Source organism: Chitinophaga varians (assembly GCF_012641275.1).
Lineage (GTDB): Bacteria > Bacteroidota > Bacteroidia > Chitinophagales > Chitinophagaceae > Chitinophaga > Chitinophaga varians_A.
In genome coordinates this window covers 1,763,340-1,778,132 of record NZ_JABAIA010000001.1, presented here as the reverse complement: position 1 = coordinate 1,778,132, position 14,793 = coordinate 1,763,340, and the positions used below count along the sequence as shown (strand labels likewise).

Genomic DNA, 14,793 nt, shown 5'->3' with positions numbered 1-14,793 from the left:
CCTCCGGGGAACCGGAGGATTTTTTTTAACACAACTAAAAAACAATCAAATGTCCGAATGGAATATCTCTATGTTCATCAATCGGGCTTCTTCCCATCTAAAAATGTATTGATAGTATTTATCTCAGTGTGATTGTTCTGGCCAGGATCGCTCACGGTGTAGTTGGAATAGAAGTGTTCGGCGGAGCCGGCACCATTTTCCAGGGCTACGTTGCGACGCAGATAAGCCGGAACATTTTCAATTTCCGCGTTGTTGTCCATGTTTTTCACGTTGAAGCTGATGCTGCGCAGTTTAGCCACTCTTTCAGCCTGTTTACGTTTTTGCTCTTCCAGTTCTTCGTAGGAAGTGTGTTGCATGGGCACTTCCGGAGGCAGCGGATTGCCTGGTTCTTCTTCCCTGTACACCATTTTCATTTCCGGGGGCGTAGGTGTGCTGCCTGGCTCCACGTAGATGTTAGCGGGACGGTTCAGGTAACCGCCTGCCGCGCTGCCGGCCTGTGGCTGTATTATATTCACATTAGGCTGCTGAACAGGTTGTTGCACATGTTGCGGCTGCATGGGTTGTTGTACATGCTGCTGTTGTGGCGGCATGTGCTGTTGCTGCGGTGGCATGTGTTGTTGTACCGGTTGTTGCTGAACCGGCAGTTGTTGTTCCGGGGCCTGCTGCGGTTGCTGGGCAGGGACCTGTTGTACGTTGAGTACATAGTTCTGCCGTGCAGGTGCGATGGGTGCCTGTTGCTGCGGAGGGGTGTAGCCGGTGGCAGGTTCAGGATGGGACACTACAGGTTCCATCAGGCGTGGGGCCATCAGGTCCTGCGGTTCCTGGAACAGGAGACCTTGTGACTGCTGGATGTTCATTTTTTTCTCGTCCCCGTCTTTTCCCAGTTGCATCACGATTTTAGGTTCGGTACGTTCGGGAGTGGAAGGGGTCATTTTCATCTGCTGGATCGGTTTCTGTTCAAAACCGGTAGCGATGATGGTAACGCCCAGTTTGCGGTCCAGCGTCTGGTCGTAGCCCACACCGAGGATCACGTCGCAATCCTCGCCGGCCTGGCTTTGTACGTAAGCCTGGATGATATCCATTTCATCGAGGGTGTGTTCAAATTCACCTTCAGAAGAAGAGATATTGATGAGTATCCATTTGGCGCCACGGATATCGTTGTCGTTCAGCAACGGAGAAGTCAGTGCATCTTCGATAGCGCGTTGAGCACGGTTTTCACCTTCTGCGATGGAAGCACCCAGGATGGCCACGCCACCGTTACGCATAACGGTGCATACGTCGGCAAAGTCCACGTTGATCTGACCGGTGGAGTTGATCACGTCGGTGATACATTTGGCAGCGGTGGCCAGTACGTTGTCCGCTTTTTCGAACGCGGCCTTGAACTTCAGGTCGCCGAATTTCTGTCTTAATTTATCGTTGGAGATGATCAGCAGGGTATCTACATACTCCTTCAGGCGTTGAACGCCTTCATCGGCCTGCAGCATTCTCTTTTTTCCTTCATAAGAAAACGGGGTGGTAACAATACCAACGGTCAGAATACCCAGTTCCTTACATATCCGCGCGATGATGGGTGCGCCACCGGTACCGGTGCCACCGCCCATACCGGCAGTAATGAAGGCCATTTTGGTATTCACCTCCAGTATTTTTTTGATTTCTTCAAAGGATTCTTCTGTAGCCTGCTTACCAATTTCGGGATTGGCGCCGGCACCAAGGCCCTGTGTGAGGTGCGGTCCCAACTGTATTTTGTTGGGCACAGGACTGTTGGCAATAGCCTGAGCATCGGTATTGCAGATAATAAAATTCACCCCTTCAATGCGCTGGCTATACATATGATTCACCGCATTACTTCCACCGCCACCAATGCCGATGACCTTGATGATAGAAGATTTTTCCTTAGGAAGATCAAAATGTATCATGACTCTATACTTTTATGGGTTAGTACGGATAATTAATAATGAACATGTTCGGTGTTATAAGCGTGTATTCTTTGCCGTTAATATGGTTCATTTGTCCTATCATTATTAATTATCGTTCTTTGTTCTTATATAATAAACGTTTGCAGTTCACAACAATTGCGCCATTTCACATTTACAGTTTTGCATCTTCTTCTTCTGTAAACATGTCAATGATCTTCGTTTTCATTTTATCCAGGAAATTCTTCAGCGAAGCGTTCCTTTCTTTGGCTTTTCTGTCCTGTATTTCCTGTGTGGTGGGGGCTTCTTCCTCCCATTCTTCCTGTTGGGCTACCGACTGGGCGGCTTGTTCTTTCGCGAGGTAACTGGTATTAATTTTTATATAATTTTCTTCCAGTGATTTACGGTCATTTTCAAAATCATTGTAGCCTTTGAGGATCAAGCCTACGCAGGTGGCGTACATGGGTTTGGTCAGTTCTTCGTCGAACAGGCCGCTGGCCAGATGTTCGTTGGGGAAACCGATGCGTGCGCTGGCGCCGGTAGTATATTCCGTCAGCTGGATCAGGTGTTTCAGCTGGGAACCGCCACCGGTGAGGATAATACCACCATTCAGCATTTTATTGTCCATCCCGATTTGTTTGAGGTGATATACTACGAAATCGAGTATTTCACTCATACGGGCCTGGATAATATGTGCCAGGTTTTTAACGGATATTTCTTTGGGGCTTTGTCCGCGTAAACCAGGAATGGTAATATAAGCGTTGCTTTTAGCTTCATCGGCCAGTGCATAACCGAATTGTACTTTCATCTGTTCGGCCTGTGTTTTCAACACACCCAGACCATTTTTGATATCGTTGGTAATATTTTCGCCACCATAGGGAATAACGGCAGTATGTTTCAGGATGCCTTCGTAGAACACCGCCAGGTCGGTGGTGCCACCACCAATGTCTACGATAGCCACGCCTGCTTCAAAGTCCATATCGCACATCACGGCTGCGGCAGATGCCAGCGGCTGCAGCACGAGATCGCGGATTTTGAGGCCGGATTTTTCCACGCTGCGGTTAATGTTGCGGATGGCGTTTTTGTCGCCGGTGATGATATGGAAGTTAGCGCCCACCTTCACACCGGACATACCGATAGGATAGGTGATGTTCTGCAGACTGTCCACAATATATTGCTGTGGGATCACATCAATGATCTGATCACTCGCGGGAATGACTGTTTTATACTGATCGTTGATCAGCTGGTCAATATCTTTCTGGGATATTTCCGCGTCAACATCATTGCGGACAATATCACCACGGGTTTGCAAACTTTTGATATGATGACCGGCGATACCGACATATACTTCATTGATTTCCAGATGGGGGCTGGATGCATAACAGTTTTCCAGGGCTTGCCTGATGGCTTTGATGGTCTGGTCAATGTTCAGCACCATACCGTGCTGCACACCAAACGATGTAGCTTTACCGAATCCCAGGATTTCCAGTTTCCCGTATTCATTCTTCCGTCCTGCTATGGCAGCAATCTTCGTAGTTCCGATATCGAGACCTACAATGATGGGAGCTTCCTGATTCATGGCGTTGTTTGTTTTTTTGATGTGTTAACAGATTTATTCCCTGGCTTATACACTGCTTTAGGTTGTTGCTTGGGCGCCGCTTTCTCTGGTTTTGCTTTCTTCTCTGGCGCTTTTGCCGTTGTTTTGTTGTGGGCAGCTGCGGGTTTAGCCGCTGGTTTCGCTGCCGGTTTGACGACCGGTTTGGCAGTCACCGGTGCATGTTCTGGTGGTTTGGCTGCCGTTGTTTTTTCTGCGCTGTCTTCGCTTTCAGCGATAGGCGCTTCGTCAGGCACAAACTGTTTGACCGTGTCTTTGGGTATCACCGGTTGTAACGGTGCTACACCATCCTTACGCGTACATACGACTTCATTCTCAAAAGCGATGTTGATCCGCGAATAATTATTCCAACCTACCTTATTCAGTCCTTCCTTGTAAAAAGCCAGCAGTTTGGTGAATTTTTTTTCAATGTCGGCACCGTCGCCGAAAACGATCACCTGATCGCCCAGTTTGGGTATGAACTCAAACTTTCTGTCAGGCGTCACGATCAGCTGTTCTACCTGTGCCATCCAGAAAGGGTCTTTGCCGATAAAACGGCCCATGTCCACTATCTGGGCTGCCAGCAGGCTGTCTGTCCGTTGCAGTTTGTCCGCGTCTGTAGGGAAACCGGTAAATACCGGCACCCTGGCGGCGTAGCGGGATGATACCGGTATACGCTCTGCTGCTTCGTCGAGATAAAAGCTGTTGCCCGAAAAGGTGAACACCCTTGCTACCGGTTCCCGCTGCGTTACTTTGATATGCAGTTCCTGTTTGCTGTTGAAATAGATCTCTGCATTTTTAACCCATGGGTCCTGGTCCACTACTGCTTCCAGTGTTCGGATGTTGATGTCCCGGATCGGTTTGCCTACCGGGTTCAGTGCCTTGTCTTTTGTTAACAACGACCGGATATCTTTGGCTTCAATGAAAAAGTTATCGTCCTTCCCTTCAAACTTTACCAGAATACCTTTGCAGATACCGGATTCCTTGTCGTTATTAGCCGCCACCAGGAGGATAATAAAACCGGTCACAGCCAGCACCCAAAGGAGCAGCGCGCCCAGCCTTTTTAATATCGTCGTGGTTTTAGCCAAAGTTTTTCTTTTAGTGAAGCAGTTGACTGATCGGTCCTTTTAACTGGTCAATGTCGCCTGCTCCGGCTGTTATTAATAACGGGACGGGTGTTTTTTTCAGCCAGTCCAGTACTTCTTCTTTTTGCATGATCTGCACCGGTACGGTGATCTTTTTAGCCAGAATCTCGCTGGTAACGCCTTCGATCGGCAGTTCCCTCGCAGGATAAATAGGCAGGAGGACCACTTCGTCCGCCAGTGACAGGCTTTCTGCGAAACCATCCGCCAGGTCACGGGTACGGGTGAACAGGTGCGGCTGGAAGATCACGGTGCAACGTCTGCCGGGGAACAATGCTTTCGCACTGGTGATCAGCGCGCGCAGCTCTTCCGGGTGATGGGCGTAATCATCGATATACACCTGATGATCGTTCTTGATCACATATTCAAAGCGTCTTTTGATGCCTTTAAAGCTTTCCACTGCTGCCCTGATCTTGTCGGCGCTGATGCCCAGCAAATGTGCTACCGTAATGGCTGCAACAGCGTTTTCAACATTGTGCATGCCCCCGATGTGCAACCGGATGTTGTCAATCATCCAGTCCTGCTGCATTACATCAAACTCATACCCACCGTTGATCATCCGTATGTTGGCAGCGTATGCGTTGGCTGCGTTGTTCTGTAAACTGTACAGCAGTTTGTTGTCTGCTTTCAGTTCATTTCCGCGATGCAGGCCGAACTTAGCAATCAGCGTGCCATTGGGCTTTATATTGTGCGTATAAGTGATAAATGCTTCCTCCATGGCTTCCGGCGTGCCGTAAATGTCCAGGTGGTCTGCATCCATGGCAGTCAGTATCGCGATATCCGGACTTAATTTCAGAAAGGAGCGGTCATACTCGTCTGCTTCAATCACGGCTACTGCCTTTTCGCTGCTCCAGAAATTTTTATCATAGTTGACGCTGATTCCGCCCAGGAAAGCATTACAACCATATCCGCTGTCTGTGAGCAGGTGCGCGATCATGGTGGAGACGGTGGTCTTGCCATGGGTGCCTGCAACGGTGATGGCGAACAGTGACCGGGTGATTTCCTGTAACACATCGCTGCGTTTCACTACTTCAAAGCCATGGTCCCGGTACCACTTCAGTTCTTCATGGGTGGCGGGGATAGCCGGCGTATATACGACCAGGTTAGTCTGTTGGTCCAGTGCGTTGATATCGTCGGTATAATGGATCTGCATACCCTCTGCCTCCAGCTGCTTGGTGAGCGCTGTTGGGGTACGGTCATAACCGCTTACTGCCACTCCTTTCTCATTGAAGAAGCGGGCGATGGCGCTCATGCCGATACCGCCGATGCCGATGAAATAAACCCGTTGTATGTTGTTCAAATCCATATGAATCCTAAATCCCTAAATATCAAAATCAAAAAATGTTTATCACTTCTCTGGCGATTACCATATCTGCGTTGGAATTGCCCAGTTCGCCGATATTTTTCTCCAGTTGTTCCATTAGCGCCCTGTTTTGCAGAAGGCTGAACAGTACATTGGACAGCTGTGCATCTACCTCGTCGTTTTTAATCATCAGCCCCGCCTTTTTATTCACCAGGTTCATAGCGTTGGAAGTCTGATGGTCTTCCGCTGCAAAAGGGTACGGCACAAAGATGACCGGTTTTTTCACGACACAAAGCTCAGCGATGGTCAGTGCGCCTGCGCGGGACAGTACCACATCTGCTGCTTTGTAGGCAAAGTCCATCACGTTGATGAACTCATGCACTTTAATATGGCTGCTATAGGGTGCTGCCGCAGCTTTGGCGGTTTCATAGAACGGCTTGCCGGTTTGCCAGATCAGTTGCAGGTCTTTCTGCACCAGCGTGGGCAGCAACGGCTGCAACGCTTCGTTGATTGATTTGGCGCCCAGGCTGCCGCCTACGGCGAAGATGGTTTGTTTCTGACTGCTCAGTCCAAAGTGTTGCAGGGCATCTTCTCTGGTGACGGCGGATTGGGTGATGTTGTTCCTGACAGGATTGCCGGTGAAAACGATCTTGTCTGCCGGGAAAAATTTGTCCATGCCATCATAGGCCACGCAGATCTTCCTTGCTTGTTTCCCCAGTATCTTGTTGGTTTTGCCTGCAAAAGAATTCTGTTCCTGTATGAGCGTCGGAATACCATTTTTTTGTGCCCTTCTCAGCATGGGGAAGCTGGCATAGCCGCCAACGCCCACTACTGCATCCGGTTTAAATTCCGCCAGGATGTTTTTGGCCTGCCGGAGGCTTTTCCAGATTTTGAAAGGCAGCAGTATGTTTTTAAAAATATTGCTGCGGTTAAAGCCTGCTATTTCCAGTCCTTTGATGGGATAACCTGCCTGCGGTACTTTTTCCATTTCCATTTTACCGATGGCGCCCACAAAAAGGATGTCGATATCCGGCTGGATTTTCTTCAACGCATTGGCAATCGCTATTGCCGGGAAGATATGTCCTCCCGTGCCTCCACCTGCTATGATCACTTTGCGTTGCATGTTCTTCAGTTACGATTGATAGTCTGTTCTGTTTATATAAATACGTTTTAGGCTACTGCAGCGTTTTCTGCGTTGGCAGCCATCACGCGTTCAAGTCTCTCTTTTTCTGCCTGTTTGCCTTCCATTTCTTCCACATTGCGGGCCACGCTCAGGATAATACCGATGGCCATACTGGTGAAGAGCACAGATGATCCTCCCATACTGACCAGCGGTAGCGGCAACCCTGTTACGGGGAACAGCTGTACATTTACCGCCATGTTGGTCAGCGCCTGTATGACCAGTGTTACGCTCAGTCCCAGTGCCAGGAAGGCGCCGAAGGCATACGGGCATTTTTTGTAAATCCGGATGCAGCGTAACAGCAACAGCATATAAGCCGCCAATATCAGGAAGGCGCCCACCATTCCGTATTCTTCGATGATGGTAGCATAGATATAGTCGGAGTAGGCGTGTGGCAAAAAGTTACGTTGTGTACTGTTGCCGGGGCCTTTCCCGAGTACGCCGCCGCCGGCGATGGCAATATTGGCCTGTTGTACCTGATAGGGCACTTCGGTATGGTCGTCATTCATGAAGCTGTCCAACCGCTTTTCCCAGGTTTTGGTACGCATCTCCATTCCGGAGATTTTAGCGATGGCAAACATCAGTACGATAGCCAATGCGCCTGCGGCCACCATTCCTGCGAGGAACCTCACCGGTACCCTGCCAATGAAACAGAGCAGCATACAGCTGGCCATTAACAGCAAAGCCGTGCTCATATTGGCCGGCATGATAAGTACGCAGATAACGCCAACTGGTATGATGATGGGCAGAAACCCTTTCTTAAAATCGTTGATCACATGCTGCCTTCTGGACAACTGCCGGCTGACATACATGAAGATGGCCAGTTTGGCGACGTCCGATGTCTGGAAGGTCAGGTTGATGATCGGTAGCCGTATCCACCTGCTGGCGTCGTTGATATGTGAACCGAATGCCAGTGTGTAAATCAGCAGTGGTATCGATATCAGGAAGCCTACCTGCGCCACCCTTGAGTAAATAGTGTAGTTCACCCGGTGAGCAAAGTAGATGATCGCCAGTCCCATTCCCAGCACAATGAGCTGCTTCAGGAGGTAATACTCCGTATGGCCGCCCCGTTCGCGGTAAGCAAGCGAGCCGGTTGCGCTATATACGGCCAGCAGGCTCACCAGCGATAGAAAAATTACTATCGTCCAGATGACCTTATCGCCTTTTGTTCTATAGAGCAATCCGTTCATATTGTTAATACTTTCGTTTTGTCGTTTCCGTTATTCAACCCTTTTTACCATCCCAGGGCTGAAGCCCTGTGCTACGATTCAACCCTGGTGCTTAGAGTGCTTTCACCGCTTCCTTGAATTTCCGGCCTCTGTCTTCGTAGTTTTTAAACAGGTCGAAGCTGGCGCAGGCAGGGGAAAGCATGACCACATCGCCTTTGGTGGCTTGTGCAAAAGCTTCGCGTACCGCATCCATCATGCCGGAGGTGCTGATCATAACGGGCGTATCTTTTGATAACGCATCAATGATCGGTGTGTTGTCCACGCCCATGCAAATAATGGCTTTTACTTTTTCTTTCACCAGGTCGCGGATAGCGGAGTAATCGTTGCCTTTGTCCACACCGCCCATGATCAGTACAATGGGTTTTTCGATGCTTTCGAGGGCAAACCATACGGAATTCACATTGGTAGCTTTGCTATCATTGATAAAATCCACGCCTTTTACCGTTGTCACATATTCCATCCGGTGTTCCAGGCTTTTGAAGGAAGCCAGGCTTTCGCGGATTTTTTCCTTTCTAATATCCATGGTTCTGCCTGCAATTGCTGCTGCCATCGAATTATACAGATTGTGTTTCCCTTTTAGCGCCAGGTCATACATGGACATGATGACCGGCTCTCCGTCAACCAGTATTTGCAACTGCTCGTTGGCGATAGAACCGCCTTCTTTCAGTGGTTTCATGATGGTAAAAGGTATTAATGTTGAATAAATGGGTTGCTGCGCCAAATGCTGCATGATCTCCGGATCATCCATACAATAGATGAAATAGTCTTCTTTTGTCTGGTTCATCGCGATCCTGAACTTGGAGGCTACATAGTTTTCCATTTTGTAGTCGTACCGGTCCAGGTGATCAGGCGTAATGTTGAGCAGGATAGCAACGTTGGGTTTGAATTCCACGATGTCATCCAGCTGAAAGCTGCTGATTTCAATCACATAATACTCCGCTGGTGCGGTTGCCACCTGTCTGGCATAGCTTACGCCAATGTTGCCGACCATGGCCACGTCGAGTCCTGCCGTTTTGAAAATATGGTAGGTGAGGGCGGTGGTGGTGCTTTTGCCGTTGCTGCCAGTGATGGCAATAATCTTTTTACCTTTTGAAAAACGGTAGGCCAGTTCAATTTCGGAGATGACAGGTACGCCTTTTTCGCGTACTTTTTTCATCAGTTCTGTTTTTTCAGGGATACCCGGACTTTTGACGATTTCGTCTGCGCCGAGTATCACGTCCCAGGAGTGATGACCTTCTTCGAAAGGAATATGGTTTACCGCCAGTTCCTGTTTATAGTTGTCCTTAATAGTGCCGCCTTCAGACACAAAAACCTCATACCCTTGCTGTTTTCCCAGCAAAGCCGCTCCGATCCCGCTTTCTCCTGCTCCTAATATGATGAGTTTATGCGCCATTTTCGTATATACTTCTTTGTTAGTTTTTTGTTTTTTTTTTGATTATCTCATTTTCAGTGTCGCGATTGTAAATACCACGCACATGATGGTGATGATCCAGAAGCGTACGGATATTTTACTTTCGTGATAACCGAGTTTCTGGTAGTGGTGATGGAGGGGCGACATTTTCAGTATGCGCCGGCCTTCACCGTATTTTTTCTTGGTGTATTTGAAGTAAGACACCTGCAGCATCACTGACAGGAGCTCTACGAGGAATACGCCGCAGAAGATGGGGATCAGCAGTTCTTTACGCACAATAAACGCCAGTGCCGCGATGATACCTCCCAGTGCCAGGCTACCGGTATCGCCCATGAAAACCTGTGCCGGGTAAGCGTTGTACCAGAGGAAGCCCACACAGGCGCCTACGAACGCCGCAATGAAGATGGACAGTTCACCCAGGTTGGGGATGTACATGATATTGAGGTACTCCGCAAACTGAATGTTACCCGATACATAAGCAAAAATGCCGAGACATATTCCTATGATACCCGACACCCCTGTGGCTAGCCCATCTAATCCGTCCGTTATGTTTGCGCCGTTGGATACGGCGGTGATGATAAAGATGACGATCAGGATGTAGACGATGAAGGTGTATTTTTCTGCGCCGGGAATCCAGGAAATCAGCTTGGCGTAGTTGAATTCATGGTTCTTGACGAACGGGATGGTGGTGATGGGTGTTTTCACGTCCACAAACCGTTGTCCGTCGCGGGTCACCCTTTCAGGGTGGTTGGTAAGGCGTCTTTCATAGGGCGCCAGTTTTTCTGCGCCCATCAGCTCGCGGGATACCACTACGTCATTATTGAAATACAGGGTAGTGCCCACGATGAGGCCCAGTCCTATTTGTCCGAGTATTTTAAAACGGCCTGCCAGCCCTTCCTTGTTCTTTTTGAATACTTTGATATAGTCGTCCACAAAACCGATGAGGCCTAACCATACAGTACAGAGCAGTACCAGCCAGATGTACACGTTGGCTACCTGGGCAAACAATAAGGTGGGGATGATGATGGCCGCGAGGATGATGAGGCCGCCCATAGTAGGGGTGCCCTTCTTGGTGTTTTCACCCTGAAGGCCCAGCTCACGGATTGTTTCACCGATTTGTTTGCGCTGCAGCAATCTGATGATACGTTTACCCAACAACAGGGAGATGACCAGCGACAGCAACAGGGCCATCGTCACACGGAAGGTGATAAACTGGAACATACCACCACCGATGATGCTGATCTTAAATTCTGTTTTCAGGTAATTTAAAAAATAATATAACATATGTTTTAGTCGGAGCCTTCCCGTCCGCCTCATTCGGATGGGGGGCTTTTAAGTCATTGAGTTATTAAGTTAGTTTCGTTCCGTTATAATTATTTGTCGAGCAGCCTCATTACTTCTTCCAGCACTTCTTTATCGTCGAAGGGATGTTTCACCCCTTTGATTTCCTGGTATTTTTCGTGTCCTTTTCCGGCCACGAGGATGATATCTTCTTTTCCGGCGAGGGTTACTGCTGTTTTAATAGCTTCCCTGCGATCGGTAATGGAGATCACCCGTTTTTTCAGGTGTACAGGCACGCCTGCTTCCATTTCGCGGATAATCGCTTCCGGATCTTCGGAGCGGGGATTATCGGAAGTGAAGATCACCCGGTCGCTGTTGTCTGTTGCCACTGCAGCCATGACAGGCCTTTTAGCTGTATCGCGGTCGCCGCCGCAGCCTACCACGGTGATCACCTGTTCGTGTCCTTTGCGCAGGTTTTTGATGGTGGCCAGTACGTTTTTCAGGGCATCAGGTGTATGGGCGTAGTCCACAATAGCGATGATCTGGTCGTGCGCGGACACGATATATTCAAAGCGTCCTTCCGCGCCCTGTATATTGCTGAGGGCGCGCAGCACGGTGGCTTTGTCCTGTCCCAGCAATACAGCCGCACCATATACTGCCAGCAGGTTGTAGGCATTAAACTCACCGATCAGGCGGAAGTGTACTTCCGTATCGCCTACCTGCATGATCAGGCCGGTGAGATTGTTTTCCAGGATTTTTCCTTTGAAATCGGCCAGGGTCCGCAGGCTGTAAGTGGCCTTGCGGGCTTTGGTGTTTTGCAGCATCACCATGCCTCTTTTGTCATCGAGATTGGTGAGGGCGAAAGCCGTAGCTGGCAGGTTATCAAAGAATGATTTTTTGACCCGGATGTATTCATCGAATGTTTTGTGATAATCCAGGTGGTCATGGGTGATATTACTGAAGATGCCTCCGGCGAATTTCAGTCCTGCCACTCTTTGTTGATGGATAGCGTGGGAGCTGACTTCCATGAAGGCATACAGGCATCCTTCCTCCACCATCCGGGCCAGCAGCGCGTTGAGGCTGATGGGGTCAGGGGTGGTGTGGGTAGATGGTATCACGGTGTCGCCTATCTGGTTTTGCACGGTGGACAGTAGTCCGCAGTGGTAGCCCAGCTGGGAGAACAGGCGGAACAGGATGGTGGCGATGGTTGTTTTTCCATTGGTACCGGTAACGCCTACCAGCTGCAGTTTGTGGGAAGGGTTGTCATAGAAGTTGCCCGCTATGATACCGCTTGCCAGTGCGCTGTTCTCCACCTGTACATAGGTGACGGTGTCCAGCAGTACTTCCGGCATTGTTTCGCAGATGATGGCCGCTGCTCCCTGTGCGATGGCTTTATCGATATATTGATGGCCATCAGTATGTACTCCTTTCACGGCAATGAAGGCGTCGCCGGGTCCTACAGACCTGGAATCAATGGCAGGGGCGTTCACGGAGATGTCGGTGTTACCGTGTACGGCCCTGATGCCTGCATTGTATAATATGTCGCGCAGCGTCTTCATCTAGCTCAGTTCTATTACGATCGTTTGTTCGTTTCCTATTTTGGTGCCGCCGGGGAGTGATTGTGTTTTCACTTTGCCGGCGCCTTTTACAACAACGCGCAGTCCTGCGTTTTCGAGCAGGTACAGCGCATCTTTGAGCCCCATTCCCGTAACGTTGGGCACGGCGCCTTTCGCCTGGGTGAGCTGTTGGAAGTTGACTTTCCGGTTGCTCACGCTGGGGCTTACCCAGCTGTTGTTGGCGATGGTGCCGTTGACGGGCATTTGCAGGGTTTTAAGTATCTGTTTCCATTCGCCGCCTTTACCGTTTTTCAGGGCCAGGAGGGTGTCCAGTTGTACGTTTGCCTGCATTGGTTTCTGTTTTTCCACGGCGATGGCATACAGTTTATCAGCCACTTCGCGGAACACAGGTCCTGCCACGTTAGCGCCATAAAAGCGCAGGGCATGCGGTTTATTTCTGATCACCACCACACAGGTGTACTGTGGGTCATTAGCGGGAAAATACCCGGCAAATGAGGACTGGTAGATCTTGTCGGCATAACCGCGGTTGCCGTTGGCCACCAGGGCGGTACCGGTTTTAGCTGCGAAGTTGTAATAGGGGTTGGCCAGTTTTCTGGCGGTGCCGTCTATTGCCACTCCTTCGAGCATGGACTGTACCTGCTTCAGGGTACTGTTGGTGCAGATGCTGTCCAGCAGTACGGTAGGCTCAAACTGTTTAACTACCTGGCCATATTCCTGTATGGAATTGACGAGGTAGGGTTTCATCATTTTACCGTTGTTGGCCACTGCATTGTACAGCATACATGTTTGCAGCGGGCTTATCAGCACTTCATACCCGAAAGCCATCCAGGGAAGTGAAGTGTTGCTCCATGTTTTGGAGCTGGTGGTTTTAATCACCGGATGGCCTTCCCCCACCAGGTCGATGCCCGTGCTCTGGTCCAGCCTGAGTTTTTTCAGGTTTGCCACGAACTTGTTGGGCTGTCTGCCATAATGTTGGACGGCCAGTTTAGCCATTGCCACATTGGAGCTGAGCTCAAATGCGTGTTTGATGGTCACGTTCTGCGGGCCGGGATGCGGTTCGGAGTCGAATACCGTTCTGCGTCCTACCTGCCAGCGTCCGCCGTCCATGTTGACCATCGTGTTCATGGTGGCGTATTTATCTTCCAGCACAGAGATGACGGTGGCCAGTTTAAAGGTGGAACCTGGCTCACCTACCTGCAGTGCGTAGTTCATATCTTCCCAGTAGCTGCCATCTGGTTGTCTGCCCAGATTGGCGATAGCCTTGATTTTTCCTGTTTTCACCTCCATCAGGATACAGGTGCCGTGGACGGCTTCATTTTGCACCATCATGTTCATGAGGGCTGTTTCTACGATATCCTGCATGTTTACGTCGAGGGTGGTCACCACATCGCGGCCGTTTTCCGGTTCGATGTCATATCCTTCCACGGGGACGTAGGTGCCACCGGCGATGCGGCGCATGAGCCTTTTACCGGTCACCCCTTTCAGGTATTCGTTATAGGTCCTTTCCAGGCCTACGCTTTGCGAGTTTTCGCGGGGCAGGCCGATGGTCCTGTTGGCCAGCAGTTTAAAGGGGTTGATGCGTTTGCTTTTGCTTTCCGCGATCATGCCGCCTTTGTTTTTGCCGAGCCGGAACATTGGGAAGGCGCGCATTTGCTGGTACTGGTTAAAGGGTACGTTTCTTTTCAGGAGAAAATAGCGGTCCTTTGTTTTGTAACCTTCCTGCAGCATTTGTGCGTAGCCTGCTTTGCTGCGGTCGCCGAACATCTGGGAGAGGCAGAGGGAGAGGGAATCGAGATTTTCCCGGAACACTTTCCCTTTTTTGTCCCGCAGGCCGTCGGCAGCGAAGTCTATCCGTATATCAAAATACGGGATGGAGGTAGACAGCATTCTGCCTTCCTCCGAATAGATGGTGCCTCTTTCCGCGTCGAGGGCAACGTAGCCGGTATGCAGACTATCGGCCATATTGCGCCAGTAGCTGCCTTTCACGTTCTGGATGTAAAAGACCTTGGCCAGGATGGCGACACCGAAGAGCGCCATGCCGATCAGGCAGAGATACACACGCCACAATATGTCTTTTTTTACGTCCACGTTCCGGCTGTTTAGCTTTAAGCTTTTAGCGGATAACTTCCAGGGTTTTAGTTGCCGGGAAAGCGACTAAGGCTA

At 49.9% G+C, this 14,793-nt stretch carries 10 protein-coding genes; all 10 read right to left on the bottom strand.

Going from position 1 to position 14,793, the window contains the following annotated elements; all coding sequences use genetic code 11:
- Positions 1 to 77: 77 nt before the first annotated feature.
- Entirely contained in the window at positions 78 to 1,916 is a 1,839-nt protein-coding gene (gene ftsZ / locus HGH92_RS07150) for a cell division protein FtsZ (RefSeq protein ID WP_168870039.1), read from the bottom strand.
- 172 nt (positions 1,917 to 2,088) lie between these two features.
- Entirely contained in the window at positions 2,089 to 3,492 is a 1,404-nt protein-coding gene (gene ftsA / locus HGH92_RS07145) for a cell division protein FtsA (RefSeq protein WP_168870038.1), read from the bottom strand.
- Positions 3,489 to 4,595, bottom strand: a complete 1,107-nt coding sequence (locus tag HGH92_RS33545) for a hypothetical protein (protein ID WP_211092552.1) — start codon at positions 4,593 to 4,595, stop codon at positions 3,489 to 3,491. Before HGH92_RS33545 ends, ftsA begins: the two co-directional genes overlap by 4 nt.
- 10 nt (positions 4,596 to 4,605) lie before the next feature.
- Positions 4,606 to 5,955, bottom strand: coding sequence for a UDP-N-acetylmuramate--L-alanine ligase (gene murC, locus HGH92_RS07135; RefSeq protein ID WP_168870037.1), 1,350 nt, complete (start codon positions 5,953 to 5,955; stop codon positions 4,606 to 4,608).
- A 28-nt stretch (positions 5,956 to 5,983) separates the two neighbouring features.
- Entirely contained in the window at positions 5,984 to 7,075 is a 1,092-nt protein-coding gene (gene murG, locus HGH92_RS07130) for an undecaprenyldiphospho-muramoylpentapeptide beta-N-acetylglucosaminyltransferase (RefSeq protein WP_168870036.1), read from the bottom strand.
- Positions 7,076 to 7,122: 47 nt separating this feature from the next.
- Positions 7,123 to 8,322, bottom strand: coding sequence for an FtsW/RodA/SpoVE family cell cycle protein (locus tag HGH92_RS07125; protein ID WP_168870035.1), 1,200 nt, complete (start codon positions 8,320 to 8,322; stop codon positions 7,123 to 7,125).
- 91 nt (positions 8,323 to 8,413) lie between these two features.
- The gene (gene murD, locus HGH92_RS07120) at positions 8,414 to 9,754 is read right to left on the bottom strand and encodes a UDP-N-acetylmuramoyl-L-alanine--D-glutamate ligase (RefSeq protein ID WP_168870034.1); all 1,341 of its coding nucleotides are present in this window, start codon (positions 9,752 to 9,754) and stop codon (positions 8,414 to 8,416) included.
- A gap of 42 nt (positions 9,755 to 9,796) precedes the next feature.
- A complete protein-coding gene (gene mraY, locus HGH92_RS07115; RefSeq protein ID WP_168870033.1) occupies positions 9,797 to 11,056 on the bottom strand; it encodes a phospho-N-acetylmuramoyl-pentapeptide-transferase in 1,260 nt (419 codons plus the stop codon).
- Positions 11,057 to 11,145: 89 nt separating this feature from the next.
- Positions 11,146 to 12,612 carry a UDP-N-acetylmuramoyl-L-alanyl-D-glutamate--2,6-diaminopimelate ligase gene (locus HGH92_RS07110; RefSeq protein WP_168870032.1) on the bottom strand — a complete coding sequence of 489 codons (1,467 nt, stop codon included), beginning with the start codon at positions 12,610 to 12,612 and terminating at the stop codon, positions 11,146 to 11,148.
- Positions 12,613 to 14,718 (bottom strand): penicillin-binding protein, encoded by a 2,106-nt coding sequence (locus HGH92_RS07105; protein ID WP_168870031.1) that lies wholly within the window; start codon positions 14,716 to 14,718, stop codon positions 12,613 to 12,615.
- Between the last annotated feature and the right edge of the window lie 75 nt (positions 14,719 to 14,793).

Bases quoted from the DNA above. Each gene is read 5' to 3' on its own strand.
- ftsZ (WP_168870039.1), bottom strand. From the start codon at position 1,916: ATGATACATTTTGATCTTCCTAAGGAAAAATCTTCTATCATCAAGGTC.
- ftsA (WP_168870038.1), bottom strand. From the start codon at position 3,492: ATGAATCAGGAAGCTCCCATCATTGTAGGTCTCGATATCGGAACTACG.
- murC (WP_168870037.1), bottom strand. From the start codon at position 5,955: ATGGATTTGAACAACATACAACGGGTTTATTTCATCGGCATCGGCGGT.
- murG (WP_168870036.1), bottom strand. From the start codon at position 7,075: ATGCAACGCAAAGTGATCATAGCAGGTGGAGGCACGGGAGGACATATC.
- HGH92_RS07125 (WP_168870035.1), bottom strand. From the start codon at position 8,322: ATGAACGGATTGCTCTATAGAACAAAAGGCGATAAGGTCATCTGGACG.
- murD (WP_168870034.1), bottom strand. From the start codon at position 9,754: ATGGCGCATAAACTCATCATATTAGGAGCAGGAGAAAGCGGGATCGGA.
- mraY (WP_168870033.1), bottom strand. From the start codon at position 11,056: ATGTTATATTATTTTTTAAATTACCTGAAAACAGAATTTAAGATCAGC.
- HGH92_RS07110 (WP_168870032.1), bottom strand. From the start codon at position 12,612: ATGAAGACGCTGCGCGACATATTATACAATGCAGGCATCAGGGCCGTA.